Source organism: Streptomyces sp. NPDC051286 (genome assembly GCF_044455345.1).
In the GTDB taxonomy this organism is placed as follows: domain Bacteria; phylum Actinomycetota; class Actinomycetes; order Streptomycetales; family Streptomycetaceae; genus Streptomyces.
This window is the reverse complement of the sequence record NZ_JBITER010000028.1, coordinates 1-15,569: the sequence shown is the minus strand read 5'-3', so window position 1 is coordinate 15,569 and position 15,569 is coordinate 1. Positions and strand designations below refer to the sequence as shown.

Annotated in this window: 10 protein-coding genes; 6 read left to right on the top strand and 4 right to left on the bottom strand. The window is 65.6% G+C overall.

The features are described 5' to 3' along the window. Window positions 1–4: 4 nt before the first annotated feature. The 4 genes from ACIBB8_RS25450 to ACIBB8_RS25435 are packed head-to-tail and all read left to right on the top strand — an operon-like array spanning window position 5 to window position 5,640. Window positions 5–1,345, top strand: coding sequence for a hypothetical protein (locus tag ACIBB8_RS25450; RefSeq protein ID WP_398955791.1), 1,341 nt, complete (start codon window positions 5–7; stop codon window positions 1,343–1,345). Beyond that, window positions 1,342–2,841, top strand: coding sequence for a class I SAM-dependent DNA methyltransferase (locus ACIBB8_RS25445; protein WP_398955789.1), 1,500 nt, complete (start codon window positions 1,342–1,344; stop codon window positions 2,839–2,841). The genes ACIBB8_RS25450 and ACIBB8_RS25445 overlap by 4 nt, the downstream gene beginning before the upstream one ends. A gap of 34 nt (window positions 2,842–2,875) precedes the next feature. After that, on the top strand, window positions 2,876–4,516 hold the full coding sequence (locus ACIBB8_RS25440; RefSeq protein ID WP_398955787.1) for an AAA family ATPase: 1,641 nt from the start codon (window positions 2,876–2,878) through the stop codon (window positions 4,514–4,516). 20 nt (window positions 4,517–4,536) lie between these two features. Beyond that, window positions 4,537–5,640, top strand: a complete 1,104-nt coding sequence (locus ACIBB8_RS25435; protein ID WP_398955785.1) for an HNH endonuclease — start codon at window positions 4,537–4,539, stop codon at window positions 5,638–5,640. A 252-nt stretch (window positions 5,641–5,892) separates the two neighbouring features. Here ACIBB8_RS25435 and ACIBB8_RS25430 read toward each other — a convergent pair whose 3' ends face one another. Beyond that, window positions 5,893–9,921, bottom strand: coding sequence for a helix-turn-helix domain-containing protein (locus ACIBB8_RS25430; RefSeq protein WP_398955783.1), 4,029 nt, complete (start codon window positions 9,919–9,921; stop codon window positions 5,893–5,895). A gap of 185 nt (window positions 9,922–10,106) precedes the next feature. Between ACIBB8_RS25430 and ACIBB8_RS25425 the strand changes: the two genes are divergently transcribed. Together ACIBB8_RS25425 and ACIBB8_RS25420 are read left to right on the top strand one after the other, a co-directional pair. Further along, entirely contained in the window at window positions 10,107–10,484 is a 378-nt protein-coding gene (locus ACIBB8_RS25425; RefSeq protein WP_398955781.1) for a hypothetical protein, read from the top strand. Window positions 10,485–10,543: 59 nt separating this feature from the next. After that, window positions 10,544–13,291: an ATP-dependent RecD-like DNA helicase gene (locus ACIBB8_RS25420; RefSeq protein WP_398955779.1), complete on the top strand. Its 2,748-nt coding sequence runs from the start codon at window positions 10,544–10,546 to the stop codon at window positions 13,289–13,291. A 352-nt stretch (window positions 13,292–13,643) separates the two neighbouring features. Here the strand turns inward: ACIBB8_RS25420 and ACIBB8_RS25415 are convergent, their stop codons facing one another. The 3 genes from ACIBB8_RS25415 to ACIBB8_RS25405 all read right to left on the bottom strand — a co-directional run. Continuing rightward, window positions 13,644–13,889, bottom strand: coding sequence for a hypothetical protein (locus tag ACIBB8_RS25415; RefSeq protein ID WP_385427153.1), 246 nt, complete (start codon window positions 13,887–13,889; stop codon window positions 13,644–13,646). A gap of 337 nt (window positions 13,890–14,226) precedes the next feature. Beyond that, entirely contained in the window at window positions 14,227–14,796 is a 570-nt protein-coding gene (locus tag ACIBB8_RS25410; RefSeq protein ID WP_398955777.1) for a hypothetical protein, read from the bottom strand. A gap of 26 nt (window positions 14,797–14,822) precedes the next feature. Beyond that, on the bottom strand, window positions 14,823–15,569 hold a 747-nt coding region (locus ACIBB8_RS25405; protein ID WP_398955775.1), incomplete at its 5' end, for a transposase.

Sequence of the window (15,569 nt, the reverse complement as noted above, 5' to 3'; positions counted from 1 at the left end):
TGAGGTGCCTGCTGGCTGGAGGATCGTCCGGCTGGCCGACGTGCTGAGCGAACCGCTGGTCAACGGCCGGTCCCTACGCCCCGGCGAGGGCGGATTGCCCGTGCTGCGCATGCCGGCGCTGCGGGCAGCCACGGTGGACTTCACCCAGTCCAAGAGCAGCGACCGCAGTGGCAACGGCCACGCGATACTCGTGGCCGAACACGGGGATGTGCTGGTCGGACGGGTCAACGGCTCACACTCCCTGGTCGGCGAAGGCGCTCTGGTAGACGGCCCCCCGACCCCGACGGCCATTCCCGACTCCATGATCCGCGTGCGCGTACGCCCCGGCGCCCTCGATCCGCGCTACCTCGCACACCTGTGGAAGTCGCCGGTCATGCGGCGCCAGATCGAGGCACGCGCTCGCCAGGGCGGCGCAGCGATCTGGCGGATCAACCAGCGTGATCTGGCCGATGTCCTGCTGCCGCTGCCCCCTGTGGGGGAACAGCGCCGGATCGTCGGTCTGTTGGAGGACCACCTCGCCCGCATCGACGCCACCACGATCCGTACCCACAGCGCCCTCGATCAGGCCGATGTCCTTAGCCGCGCCCTGACCGCGCGGGCAGGGCGCGGCGCTCTCGCCGGCACTGCTCGGGTTCCTGCGAACCTGCCCCTGGCGGCGGGCGTAGGGGACGGGACACTGCCCGGCCTTCCCGAACGCTGGCGGTGGACCCGCCTGCACGATGTCGCGGAGGTCTCCCGCGGCATCGCCCCGTCCGGCACGCAGGAGTGGAATCCCTCTGACACGGACGTCTCCTGCCTGCGGGTCGCCAACGTGCAGCGAGGCCGCCTGGATCTGGACGATGTCCGCACGATCCGGCTGCCCCCATTACAGGCCGAGGCGGCCCGGCTGCGGGCGGGCGATGTGCTGCTGACCGGCGGCGGATCGATCGACAGCCTGGGCCGCGGCTGGATCTGGGAGGAGCAGCTGCCCCACTGCGTTCCCCACAGCCACCTCTTCCGTGTCCGCATCTCCGCCCATCAGCTCCACCCCGTCCTGCTGGCCTGGCACGCCAACGGCTTCGGCCGTACGTGGTGCCACCGCAACGCCACCCACAGCGTGGGGCCGGCGTCCATCAGCCTGGCCAAGATCCGGCTCATGCCGGTGCCCGTCGCGCCCGTAGACGAGCAGGACCACCTGGTCGCGGTCGTCCAGGCACACACCGCAGCCCTGAACACGGCCCGTACGGCCGCCGAACGCGCTCTCGAGATGGCCGGACGGCTACGGCGTAACCTCCTGGATCGCGCCTTCACCGGTCACCTGTCCCCTCCGCTTCCCCCGTCCGGGCAACAGGAGTTTGTGCTGTGAACCCCACCGTCTCCTCCCGCCCCGGATACGACCAGGCCCTGGTGGCCCGGCTGTGGAACTACGCCAATGTGCTGCGCGACAATGGCATCTCGGGCCTGGAGCTCATCGATCAGCTCTCCAGCTTGATCGTCCTCAAGCGCGCCCACGAACAACGCCAACGCCCCCTCAACGGACAGGACATCCTCGGGTTCGACGCCTGGGCACAGCTCACCTCGACCGAGCGCGACCACCTGATCCCGGCGTACGAACGGATCCTGGGCCTGCTCGCCGTCCGGCCCGGAACGCTCGGGCTGCTCTTCCGCCGGGCACAAAACCGCATCCCGGATGCGGCCCTCCTGCACCGCTTGATCGTCGACGTGGTGGACGGCTACCAGTGGTCCTCAGCCGGCATCGGCGACGTTTTCGAGGCGTTGCTGGCCCGCATGAGCACGGACGCGAAGACCGGCGCTGGCCAGTACTTCACGCCCCGACCGCTGATCGAGGCGATCGTGCAGTGCGTGCAGCCCGGCATCAACGACACCGTCGCCGACCCGGCCTGCGGCACCGGCGGTTTCCTGATCAAAGCCTTCGACTACCTGGTCGACCACTTTCCTTCAGGTGTCACCGAGGCCCAGCGCAAGCGGCTCGACCAGGGCGCCTTCTTCGGCGTCGAACTCGTCGACGCCACCGCTCGGCTGGCCACGACGAACCTCGTCCTGCACGGCGTCACCCGGGCCGACGAGACCCCTCCGTGTATCACCGTCGGGGACGCGCTGGCCCGCCCACCGGGCAGGCGGGCGACGCTGGTGCTCACCACCCCTCCCTTCGGGCGCAGCTCCACCAGTGAGGAGACCTACCGGGAGGACTTCTGGACCCTCACCACCAACCGGCAGCTCAACTTCCTCCAGCACGTCCACAGCCTGCTGGAGACCGACGGCCGCGCCGCCGTCGTGGTGCCCGACAGTGTGCTGTTCGAAGGCGGGCCGGGTGAGCTGATCCGGCGGCGCCTGCTGGCCGCGTGCGACGTACACACCCTGCTGCGGCTTCCCACCGGCATCTTCTACGCCCGTGGCCTCAAGGCCAGCGTCCTGTTCTTCGACAAGCCCGAACCGCGCCCCGACGGCAGCCCGTCCACGACCCGGCTGTGGGTGTACGACCTGCGCTCTTCGCGCACGGCGACGGCCAAGCCCACGGCGCAGTCCGGCCCCGACTACGGCGACTTCGTGTCCGCCTACCGGCCCGGCCGGCCCCACAGCGAACGAGTCGAGACCCCCCGCTTCCGGTCCTTCACTGTCGATGACCTGCTCGCCCGGCACGCCGTCAACCTGGACCTGCAGGTCGCCGAACCCCCGCCCGGACCCTTCGCGCTGGAAGAGCCCGAGGCTGACCTGCACCGCATGGCGCAGGAGATCACCGCTGAACTGGGCGCCGCCTTGGCCGAGTTCGCCTCCCTGACCGAAGCGCTGCGCCCCTACGGCGTGCACGCGGACGGCCCGGATCGTGAGGCGGAGCGGTGACGGCAACCAGAGGCGCGATGACCGGAGGGATGCCGTGCGGCTGCTGCGCCTGAGCCTTTCCTCCTACCGGGGCCTGCGCCAATTCGAGCTGGACCTCACCGGCGCCCTCGACGGTGGCCATGCCATCGCCACCCTGATCGGCCCCAACGGCGGCGGTAAGTCCCGGGCCCTGCACGCGCTCGCCGAGATCTTCGGGGCCCTGTACCGGCCCGGGCGCCGTGCAGCCTTCGCCTTTGAACTCGACTACGAGGTCCACGGCAGGACGGTCCGGGTCGTTCAGACCTCCCCTGACGCCTCGCCCGAGCTGAGCGTGGACACCGTGACGGGCTGGCCGATACCCGTGGCCCGCGCAGTGTGGGCGCAGCATCTGCCCGATCACGTCTTCGGCTACCAGGCGCACGCCCAGGCCCCCTGGGCCAGCGAGTTCGACCAGCACCGCCGCTTCGCCGCACGCCGCGTAGGCCAGTGGCGCCGACAGTGGATGAAGGACTTCGGCGAGTGGCGCGCGCACCAGCCACCGGGCCAAGGGGAGCTGTGGACCGAGCAGTTCACGCTGCCCATCAGCTGCCCCCTGTACACGCCGGTGTTCCTGTGTACGCCTGCGCACCTGCCGTTGCTGCTCCTCGCGCAGACCACCCACTGGTCTGACTCGTTCGGCACCTATCTGCGCCGCCACTCCTACCTGCAGCGGGTGGCCTCCGCAGTCCTGCGGATCCGCGCGCCACGCGCTGCACGCGCCCCGCACCTGGCCGCCCTCCCGTACTGGGGCCTGGGCGGGCCCGCCCGCACCCTGTTCGCGGCCGCCTCCGAATCGGGGCGGTTCGGTCTCATCCCCGACGCTGATCCGGTGGACGGAGCCGGCAGCCCCGCCGACGGGTTCCAGATCGTCCTGGGCACCGCAGAAGATGTCCGCGCCTTCCGTAACCTCTTCGACAGCGATTTGTCGATGTTCGGCCTGCTCGCCACCTTGCTGGACGCCGGCTACCTCACCGTCGACGTCCGGCTGGACAAACCCGGCGCGCTCACCGTCGGCCTGAACGACCTGAGCTCGGGGGAGCAGCAACTCCTCACCATTTTGGGCCTGCTCAGACTCCAGCGGGCACATGAGTCGCTGTTCCTGCTGGACGAACCCGACTCCCACTTCCACCCCGAGTGGAGCCGGCGCTGGTACTCCTCCGTACGCAGCGTGCTGGGACCGCATCAGCACTCGCAGTTCCTCACCGCCACCCACGAACCGCTCCTGGTGTCCAACATGACCCGCGAGCAGATCCGCGTCGTCACCACCGACGTGGAGGGCCAGGCCACCGCGGTGATTCCGCGGGCAAACCCGCGCGGACAAGGCGCCGGCGGCCTGCTGACCACCGACCTTTTCGGCCTGCCCACCCAGCTCGACGAGCACACCCAGGATCTGATCGACCGCCAGTACGCGCTGCTCCCCGAGGCGGAAAGCGATCCGGTCAAACAGGCAGCACTGCGCGACGTCACCGCCCAGTTGGAGACGATGGACTTTCCCAACTCCGACCGTGATCCGCTCGTGGCGGCCTTCCTCGCCGAGCTCCACCGCAGACGCCTCGCGCTCCTCGATGCCTCCCACGGCCCCAATCCGCCCTCGCCCGAACGACTGCAGGCCCTGGTCGCCGAGCTGTTCCACGAGCGTTTCTCGTCGGTGATCTGACGCCGATGAGACACGTGGACATGCAAGGGCTTATCGCCCCGCCGGCCTGGGCAAACAGGGCCAAACGCACCCTCGATGCGGTCAGGGCCGCCGTCGCCGCCGGCACCGAGCGGGAATTCAATTCGCACTGGACCGAGGACGCCGTACGCGACCTGCTCCTCGGCCTCGTCGGCGTCAAGTGCTGGTACTGCGAGTCCCTCATCGTGCGCACGGACATCACCGTCGACCACTACCGGCCGAAATCCGAAGTACTCGACGTGCCCGGCCACCCGGGATACTGGTGGCTGGCCTACGAGGTGTCGAACTACCGCATCGCCTGCAAGCACTGCAACAGCGGCGGAGCCCGCTACAACGGTGTCCGGGAAGGCCGAGCCAAGGGCAGCCAGTTCCCGCTCATAGGCGGAACCCGCGCCCGCACCTCAGTCGACGACCTGAACCGCGAACAGCCGCTGCTCCTGGACCCGGCCCACCGCAGCGACCCCGACCTGCTCGGCTTCGACTCCGGCGGCTACGCCCGGCGCAGCAACACTCCCTACTCGTCGGCCGAAACGAACCGTGGCCTGTGCCGCGCCGACGAAACCATACGGATCCTGGCGCTCAACGACTCCCACCTCGTCCCGCTCCGCGCCCGCCTCATACGGGAGGTCACCGTACTCGCCCGCCACGGGGACCTGACCGACATCCAGCAGCTGGTCGACGACAAGGTGGGACCTGAGGCGCCGTACAGTGCGGCAGCCGCCATGGCTCTGGCCCTGAACCGTGCCGTCGCCCAGTCGGCCGCCGCGCCCACCCCGGTCGCAACGACGCCCATACCTGCCGTCGACCCGGCGCGCTCCCGAGTCGACCTGCACGACCTGCTGCAGCATCTGGACCCCGACGCCCTGAAGGCCGGCATCATCCTCACTGGCTGGCACGAGAAGAAGGTCTACGGGGCAGTTCTGAAACCCGAGGGCCACATCGAAGTCTGGGGCCGCCCCTGGGGTACCCCGACCACCGCCGCCCGAGCCGCCACCGGCAGCAACAAGATCGACGGCTGGGACTTCTGGCGTCTGACCATCGCCGGTGTGGAGCAGACCCTCGCCAAGTTCCGCGCCACGCACTTCCCGCCCATCACACCGATGTGAGACAAGAGTACGAGCGGCACCTTCGTCCCCGGCTACGTTAACGGCCAGAGGCCTTCGACCGCGACCCGCGGCGATGTGGTCTGCGAAGGCCTGCGGCGAAGTGAACGCGGGGCGCCGCTCGGCAGGTTCTTGGAGCATGAACCCGAACCCGTGGTCTGCAGCCTGGGACGAATCGGCATCGCATAGATCCCCCCAATCGCATCAGCACTTACCGGATCTCCAGCGAATCACTCACAGTCTCGTCAGCGGTCGTTAATTAAGGTCGTCGGTGCTCGCGCGGTCGATGTTGCGTTGCGCGCTGTCCGCGAGTGCCTTGTAGAAGAGATCGACGGCAGAGCCGCGCGGCAGGCCGGCGCGGATGCGCTGGGCACGTTCGCTGATGTCGAGGTCTTCCTGGTATGGCTGGCCAGGAGTTCCGAACCGGAAGCCGGAGAGGACTGCGGAGTGCAGGCTTCCCCCGGTACGACGGAACAAGTCTTCCGACAGTCGGGACGCTGTCTTCAACAACACGGTCACGAAATCCACCTGGTCCCACACGATGTCCTTGGGCATCTTGCTCAGGAGCGGGGCGGCGGCATGCGCGAGATCGCTGTCCCCTTCCTGGTAAGGCTCAAGGAGGAGGCTGAGGACCAATTCGTCTGCAGGGCCGGCGATGGTCCAGAAGAGTTCCGGCGCGTGGAGTTCACGGCGCCATGCGTTCTCGCGGGGCTGTGCCAGCCAGTTCCGCACCGATCGCATCAGGTCAAGCCGTGCAGGACTGTCAGACAAGGGGAGCGGAACACTCCACTGGTAAGGCAGGGGATCGAAGGACTTTCTGGCAGGGTCCTCCTCCCAGCGCTCGATCCGGGCGAGCAGGAGCCCGACTGCGGCTTGCGAGTCGGCCTTGGCGAGGTGAGCCACGAACTGCTGCACCGTGTGATCACTCAGTGTCGGAAGAGCGGTCAACTGGGCCAGGAAAAACGTGTGTTGGGTGTCCGTGAGTTGTTCCCAGGACAAGAGGCCGTCCATCGTGAATGCCCACCAGAGGCGATAGGGTACCGACCCCGACTCGCCGAACGGCACAGAGGTGAGCAGTTCCAGAGCCGTGTCCTTCGAGGTGTGCAGCATGGACACGGCCATGCCGATGACTCCAGCGCGCACCGCGGGGTCGGTGTGGTTGCTCAGAGCGCGGGCGAGTGCCAGTGCACCGGCCTCCTGCACCGAGGGGTCCGGGATGTACTTTTGGAGAGCCTGGGCCACGGCCCGGACTCCCACGGCCCCACCATCGGTAACGAGGCGCCGACATGTGTCCAGTGCGCGGGGCACGTTCTGTTCGAACGATGCGTGCAGCACTGAGGGCAGCATGACACGGGCAGCTTCATTCTCCGCGCGGGCCAGCCGGTCGAGAAGAGCGGGGATGAGGTCAGGGAATTCCTCCATAGTGTCTTCGAGTACTGCGGGAACTCCCTCTGAGTGACCGGCAAGGACCCTTTGGCCTGCTTCCACCAGCGATACGAGTAGCTCGGCCACTTGGTCGGCGGGCTGCTTCCTCAACTCGTCGGCAGTCTCGTGGCGTAGTGCCGCCCAGTGGTTTTGGACGTTCTCCAGCCATTCGGTGTCTTCGGAGCGAGGGACCAGGGATTCGTCGTAGAACCCTGTGTGGAGGAGGAGCGCCAGGTGGTGTTCCGTGTTGTCCGGCAATGCGTCGAGCACTGTCTGCGCCGCTTCACGCATCTGAGCGGTGCCGTGCTTTGCGGCCCAGCTCAGCGAGCGCCGGGTCGCGAGCGACACCAGAGGACGCGGCTGCTTCGCGGCAACCCGGGTGGCCAGTTCACGGAGGAACTCGATGGCTTGCGGCTCGAATTCTTCGCTTTGGTGGCGAAGGACTTCTTCGAGGGATGCGGCGGCCACGGCTGCCCGCTCTTCATGCCCGGACGTGTACTGGCCGAGCAGGATCTCGGCCGCGCGTTGCCTGATCGGCGCTACTATCTCCGCTGGGACCGGGTAACGGCTCAGGGTGAGGGTCCAGCCTTCCATCGTTCGACCCTCCGCCGTGTTGGAAAACAGTGGATAGAGCAGTGCGAGGGGCATGCGGTTCGCGGGGTTCGGCGTGGCTTCTTCCGCCCAATCCGACAACGCGTCGAGCAGGATCTCCTGATACGCCAGCGGCTTGCCCGGGACGTACGAGGCCAGGTCGAGGAGAACACGCAGTGGTGCGTCGGGGTTCTGGTTGAGCGGCCGTTCGTCGTCCCGGCCCATGGACCACAGAAGGTCGTACACGCTGCGCAGCTGGTCAAGATCGACGGCCACTGCCTCCAGGACACGCGGTGCTTCGCAGACGACATCGGCCTGGCTGTACTTACCGGGCATCCACTCGATGCCGCTCGGCCGGTCGTCCTCGGCCGTCGGGTTGTCCAGGGCCCACCGGGTCAAGGCGAGTACGCGCTGGGGCTGGAAGGGAGCGATCTTCAACAGGAGACGCAGAAGTGCCTTACGGGTGTAAGCGCCACCTCGTTTGAACTCGTCTTCGACGACCACCCACAGGGGGTCGAGCAGACCCGCATGACGGGAGCCCCGGCCGTTCCACTGCCAGTCGACGCGGCCGACGTTGAGGAGAGCGTTCGCCAGCGCGTCACCGTCGGCATGCTCGCGGACCTCCCTCAGGTATGGCGTGGGGGAGCCGTCGTGCGGATTGACAGCCGCTTCGGCGAGAAGGACGTCGCCGAGCAGGTCGGGGGAAATGCGTACGGAGGCACCGCGCCGTACCACGATGCCTGTGCCTTCCAGGCCCATGAGCCGAGGGCTGATCCGGGAGAACGGCATCTGCAGGATGCCGGACAGCGCGTTCTGAAATTGAGGGACGTCTGTGGCAACGGGTTGCAGGGCTGCTACGGCGTGCAGCAGTGCCCGATCGTCATCGGGCTGCTGAGACTGAGACAAGGCGGACTGGACGAAGACGTCGAGAAGCAGCCGGTGCACGTCGGTACTGCTCTGCAGGGCACTGATGTCCAGCATTCCTCGCCGTACGGCGGTCGCGGCATTCACGAGGAGCAACGGCGAGTCGGCGGCCACATGTGCCACCACACGGGCGGCATGTTCCTGCCCTTCTCCGAGGATCTCGGAGGCCAGCACGAGGGCCTCTTCGCTCCGCAGGACGGACAGTTCCCACCACGGAATCTCGCTCTCGTCCACCTTGGCGGCGCGAAGTGCCTGCTGGACCACATGCCGGCCGTACGGCCGGGTTGCGATCACCAGGCGGGCGTGGGGGCGTGCACGAAGCACTCCGGTCACCACCATGGCGAGATCGTCCGACCGCTCGTGCGCGTCCTCGATCAGTACGAGCAGCCGATCGCTCGTCGGCAGATACTCGAACTCGTCCGGAGTGAACGGGCCGGGCTGCAGTACGCGGATGGTCTTTCCGTGGCCGACACCGTGTTCACGGGCGAGCTGGCACAGCAGACGGCTCTTTCCCTGTCCCGCGACACCGGACAGGACGCCGATCTGTGACCCCTCGCTGCCGGCAGCGAACGCGGTCATGGCCTCCAGCATGGCGGTCCGGCCCACGAGCGGGAACTCGTGGGAGTAGACGGGACTGGGCAGATAGACCGGGAACGCCTCTTCCGCGGTCTGCCAGACGCTGGGGTTTCGTACCCCCAAAAACTCCTCCCGCATATCCGGGAAGAAGCGGTCAACCAGCGTGAGTGACTGATCACGAGGGAGCTTGCTGACCTCCCGGGACAGGACGCGCGAGTCCCAGATCGTCCACTCGGCGAGTTCGTCGCAGGCGCTCACCACCGCGGCGGTCGCCCGCGTGGACAGGAAGAGGACACAGCGGTCGACGCGGGCTCGGGCACGGTCGAGTTCCGCCACTGCCTTCGTGAATGAAGCAGGCTGGAACTTCTCGTACTTCTTGCACTGGATGCCGATGCGTTCCCCATCGGCAGTGACCACGCGGATGTCAATGCCGTGCTGCTTGTCTCCGTGGACCCCGTACCGCAGGACCTCCTGGGCGTCCGGGTACAGCCACGAGGCCAACGCGTCGCAAAAAGCCTCGAACTGGAAGGCGTCGAGGCGATTGAAGGGCAGTTCCTCCAGAAGGGGGCGGCGTGGAGGTGTGGTGGCAACGTCGATGCCCAGCGCCGCACGCAGACGCTGGAGTCGTTCACCTCTCGGTGAGGTCTGTCCGCGTTCCCAGCGGCTCACCGTCTGTTGCCCCATGCCGAGCCGGCGGGCCAGTTCTGCCTGGTCCCACCCTCGTGCCTCGCGTGCGGCTCGGATCTCGGCAGCCGGAATGTCACCCATGAAGGAATCATACGCACCCGTTGCGCGACCCTGCGTTTAATTCCTCTGCTACTGTGAGTGGAGCAACAAAACGGCCACTTGCGGGGTCGTCCACCCGAGTGCTTGCGCTCTCGGGGGTGGGTGTCCGTGCGCGCTAGCACAGCCCTCTCCGGCGTGGCATGGTCCGGCTGAAGCGAGGGGTGCCCATGGGAAGAACCGCTGTCCTTGTCGACGGCTTCAAGGGCGTGAAGACGCAGCGCGGGCGCCGTTACCTGTGGCTGGAAGACGTCAAACTGGCATCGCGTCTGCGGCAGCGGGACCAGATCGTCGACGTCTGCTACTTCACCGCTCCCGTCCTGGACGACGTCGCGGCAGCCGGTCGTCAGCAGACCTATCTGGAAGCACGTGCGCTGCCGTGCGTGCAGTGCCCCCTGGATCAGCTACGAGGGGGAGGAGGGAGACGTCAACATCGCCGTCGGCCTCATGTGGAGATCGCGGCGTTGCCGACGGTCGACACCATGCTCCTCGTCAGCGCGGACAGTGACTGGTGCCAAGCCGTTGGCATCCAAGCCCGAACAGCATGAGTGCCTCGAGATCGAAGACGACTCAGAACACGATCCTCCGGGGAAGTAGAGCGGGAGCGATGGCATCAGTAGAACAGCAAGTGAAGAGCGCTGACAGGGTGATCTGCGAAAACATCGCCAACCCGGTCGGTGACCGAGGATTCCTTTCGCAGAACGTGCTGGGACAGCTCCGGAATCTTGTCGAGGGGCTAATAGTCTGGGCACACCTCAACGACGGCTCGACCGAGTTCCACTACAACCAGGTCGGGCCGGCTCTGGATGCTGTTAAGGCGCTCGCCAAGTTCAGACTCCTGAGCAGATTCCATGGCTTGCTCCAGGCCAGCGTCTCGCACTACACGCTGGATCGCGATCCGTCCGAGCGATTGATGCTGAAGTACTACGAGTACCTACTCCGCGCCCGCGACCTGGCACAGCAACAGCTCGGGATCGCGATCCTGAACAACCTCGAACACTTTCCGATCGACCTCGACCTCTCGTTGCGTGAATACTACGAGAAGATTGCGGCGCGTATCGAGCAGGTAAGAACGACTCCGCCCTCAGGCCCACGTCGCGAGCGCTATTACATTCACAGCTCGCGACCGTTCTTCATCGGCGGCCGCATCTACTACGAGGTGACGTTCTATCGCGCCCACAACCGGACGAGCAAGTTCGATCGCATCATTGGCTTTACCGACATCGACGTGACCGACAAATATGCGGCCAACCTGGAGTTGGTGAGCGACACGATCGAAGTGCTTGGCCAGAGGATGCCGATCATGCTGATCCGCTCGTGGGAGGTGTCGATCCGTCCGTGTGAGTTCGATAACTTCGCACGCTTCTTTGATATCTCGCACGACCGAGTCAGTACGTCACTCTCCGAGTACCGCAACCTGATGCATTACCTCACGACAGAGCGATCAAGTCTGCTTGATCTCATAGACATGCCCGATGTGGCTTACGGCCAGGTCCGCTCCTGGGTACTCGACGGTGCGCAACGTAGTCCGCTGATCTTCCCTGTGCTTGACCGCGCGCGTGCACTCATCCGCGAGGACCGGTCAGGTGCTCGTCTGATGCGGTACCTAATGCTGCGAATGAACAATCGTGTCATCAAGGAGCAGTTTGATGCCGACGAGTGTGCTGGACTATCCGGCCTGCGCGTTTCCTGGAGCTCTAAGCCCTTCGATACGATGCCGTTCTGCACGTCGCCACGCGGACACACCCCGCGCTTTGCGGATCTTGCCGAGAGCCTGGACGCTAGGAACCGACCTCACGAGCTACTGGCAAGGCGAGTCAGGAACAATGTCGAGCAGCACGGTGTGATCTATACGTCGGCATCCGACCTGGAGGACCTCGGTGATGTCGACAGACTGATCGCGCGCCACAACCAGTTGCTGCCAACCAACCCACGACACGCGCCGCGGAAGCTGGCGCATGAAAACGGGCATGTGTTCATCGTCGGGTATGAGGACGACACGGTCGCGATAATAGATAAGCTCCAGAAGATTGCTGTCAGCGGCGTCCCCAACCACAGCAGTGACGTGCGGGCATGGATAAATGCGAACCCTGGGGCCATCGATGACCCGCTGAAAGCTGAGTCTCTGACGGAGCTGTTCGAGCACTCGAAGGTCGCCCTCGTATACGGTGCGGCAGGTACGGGAAAGTCGACGATGGTGAATCACATCGCGAACTACTTCTCGGGCAAACGGAAGCTGTTCCTGGCGCACACCAACCCGGCCGTCGATAACCTGAAGCGACGAGTGCAGGCTCCGAACACCGAGTTCAGTACGATCAGCAAGCACGTGTACGGCAGCACGTCGTTTGGCGTAACGTACGACGTACTTGTGATTGACGAGTGCAGCACTGTGGGCAACGCAAGCCTACTCAAAGTGCTTGAGAAGACATCCTTCGACCTACTCGTACTCGTTGGTGACGTTTACCAGATTGAGTCCATCGACTTCGGCAACTGGTTCAGCATCATCCGTTCGTACATCCCGGGCGAGTCTGTCTTCGAACTCACAGAGCCCTTCAGGACGACCGATCAGGCGCTTCTCGCACTGTGGGACAGGGTGCGGAACCTGGACGACCGAATCGAAGAGTCGCTCTCCAAGAATGGTTACTCGAGAGTGCTGGGGAACTCGCTTTTCCGGCATGAGAGTGACGACGAGATCGTGCTCTGCCTAAATTATGATGGCCTTTATGGCATCAACAACGTTAACCGGTTCCTGCAGGCGAGCAATCCGAATCCAGCTGTAACCTGGAGCGAATCTACGTACAAGGTCGGCGATCCTGTGCTCTTCAACGAATCTGATCGGTTCCGTCCGGTCATCTTCAACAACCTGAAGGGAAAAATTGTCAAGATCGATCGCGTGCGCGGCCGCATCACATTCGACGTGAATCTCGAACGGGATGTTACTGAAGCCGACGTTTTCGGCACAGATCTGCGCTGGGTAGAAGGATCGACCGTCCAGTTTGACGTCTTCGAGCGCGGCAACAGCGATGATGATGACGATACGGTCACCACTATGGTGCCATTCCAGATCGCGTACGCCGTATCGATCCACAAGGCACAGGGTCTTGAGTACAAGTCGGTGAAGGTCGTCATCACGGATGCTAACGAGGAAAGCATCTCCCACAGCATCTTCTACACCGCGATCACGCGCGCTCGGGAGCGTCTCGAAGTGTTCTGGACTCCGGAGACGCAGCAACGAATCCTGTGCCGTCTGGCAGTACGCGAGAACACGAAGGACGAGATTCTGATGAAGGTCCGCCGGGGCGTGATCCCTGTTGCGAAGCGACCGAAGCGCCAGAAGGCGCGTCAGCTGCCGTAGACGTCGGATCTGAGAGTTGCAGTTCGTGAGTTGGTGCCGTTTCTGGCTGAGGCTGGGGCCAGCGCTGTTGTCAGGCAGCTCTGGCGGTGGGCTAGCTCCGTACTTCGCGGGTCACTCTTTTGCACAGCCTCCGAGCTTGATCACGGTCCTCAGGTGATCGTGCTTCGGCAGGTTCTGCAACTCGGACCGCTGCGCTGATCGGTGGCTGACCCGCTGCGATCAGTTGCTCTTCCCGAATGGATGACCTGCGGAGAACGGATCTAGCGCCGGGCTGGCACCCGCTCGACCTTCCCACGGCATCGAGCGCCGGGGCACCCGTCCACCAGTGGCACTACCTGCAGTACGCCCTCACTCAGCAGTCGTAGCTCTTGAGCGTCTTCGAGGCACCTGTGGCCGACTTCAGGTAGTCGTTCTCCGACTTCAAGCTCTCGTTCTCCGCCGTCGACTCCGCCAACTGCACGACCAGTCCGGCAGCCATTGACAGGAGCCCCTCGTGCTTCGTTTGGAGCTCCTCGTGCTCTTCCTGAAGCCCCTTGTACTTCCAGGCGAGGACCCCGATGGTGGTGGCGGCCAGAACGCTGGCGCCGGCCTTAACCACGACCCTGGCTTTGCCGAACTTACCTCCGGCTGGCCCGGCACCGTCCTTGCCGATGCAAACGTGGCCCGTCTGGTGCGAGTGCTGTTGAGCCTCGCCGAGATGGTCGCTCTGATACGAGCACGATCCGCATTGGTAATGGGTCATCAGTCGTTCCTCTCCCCCAGGAAGATGAGCTTGGCACAGGTCACGTGCCTCCGGCGATCACTTGGTCATCCTCCGTACGCCCACCGACGCTGAGGGAAGGACGCGCACCTACACGGCGTGCGCGCGCCCGCTGGTTGTGGGCTATGCCGTCAACGCCCCCAGGAGGGCCCATGGCGCGCCATGGGTAGCTCGTTCAGGTCTCTGGCCAGCGGGGATGCGTCGGTTCCAGGCCGAGGAGGTCGAGGAGATGGAGCTGGACGCCGCAGCTGATGACGATGATCGGCAGGTCGGTGGCGCCGACGACGCGTAGCCGCAGGCCGGAGAGGTGGTAGAGGATCATCCGGCCAGTGGGCCGGACCTGCTGGTTGTCGGGACAGAGCCCGGGCATCTTCTGGTCGCTCCCGAGGGCCCGGCGGACCTGGCGCTCGATCAGGCAGGACACGAGCAGGGCCAGGCAGATCACCGTCACCCGTGCGGCGACCCTCTTGTTGTCCTGCACGAAGACGGGGGTGACGGCCAGGGGGCCCTTGAAGTCGCCGTAGCGGCGCTCGACGGTGCCCTGGCCCTTGTGGCGCCGCAGTGCCTCGGCGGCGTCGGCCTGTTCGGGGGTGAGGGTGGTCAGCAGCGCGTACCAGCCGTCGACGGCGGCTTCGGCCTGGAGGACGTCCTGATCGAAGTGCCAGTCGAGGGTGGGCAGTCCGGTGGCGTCGGTGGCGATGGAGGTACGCAGGCAGCCAGTGACGCGGCGGGTTTTGGCGATCACGCCGACTCTGCTGCGTAATTCCTGGGTCAGGCCGTGAGTCGGTAGGCGAGGCGTTCGAGGCGGCTGCTGCGGGTGTGGTGCTGGTCGTGTCCGGTCCAGTAGGCGTCGAGTCTGATCACGTTGAGTGCGGTGGCGGAGAAGGCGTGTTGGAGGCGGACTTTCGGTAGCCCGCGGTAGCGGGCCCGACGTATGCCGGTGATGTCGAGGGCTTGGTTGATGGTGCCTTCCACGCCCGCTCGCAGGGCGTACTTGGTCTTCCAGGTCTCGGTCTTCTGCTCGGCGCGGGCCCGGACGAGGGCTTCTTCTGGCTCTTGGGGGCGCAGGGTGAGCATGCGGCGGCCTTTCGCGGAGCTGGTGCACTGTTCCCGGAAGGGGCAGGGGCGGCAGGTGCGGACGCCGAAGGTGATGACGATCGCGTCCGTTCCGTGCTGTTTCACGGGGTTCCAGTGCGCGCTGGTCTTGCCGGCGGGGCAGCGGACCTGGCGGGCCTTCCAGTCGATGGTGAAGGCGCTCTTGTCGAAGCCGGTGGCGGCCTTGGCCTGGGCGGAGTGATCGAGCAGGGCCGGGGTGACCATACGGGTGCCCTGCTGCCGTGCGGCGGCGATGAGGTCGGCGGATGGATAACCGGAGTCGAGGTAGTGCTCGGCGGGCCTGATGCCGTGCTCGGCCAGCCGCTGTTGGACCGGAGCGGTCGCTTTCACATCGGGCACGGTGGCATCGGTGGTGCACACGTCCGTGATCAGATTCGGTGCTGCCCGGACACCGGCTTCGGC

What these genes read in the sequence shown, in the direction of transcription:
- ACIBB8_RS25435 (WP_398955785.1), top strand. Translation starts at nt 4,537, where the DNA reads ATGCAAGGGCTTATCGCCCCGCCGGCCTGGGCAAACAGGGCCAAACGC.
- ACIBB8_RS25420 (WP_398955779.1), top strand. Translation starts at nt 10,544, where the DNA reads ATGGCATCAGTAGAACAGCAAGTGAAGAGCGCTGACAGGGTGATCTGC.
- ACIBB8_RS25430 (WP_398955783.1), bottom strand. Translation starts at nt 9,921, where the DNA reads ATGGGTGACATTCCGGCTGCCGAGATCCGAGCCGCACGCGAGGCACGA.
- ACIBB8_RS25425 (WP_398955781.1), top strand. Translation starts at nt 10,107, where the DNA reads ATGGGAAGAACCGCTGTCCTTGTCGACGGCTTCAAGGGCGTGAAGACG.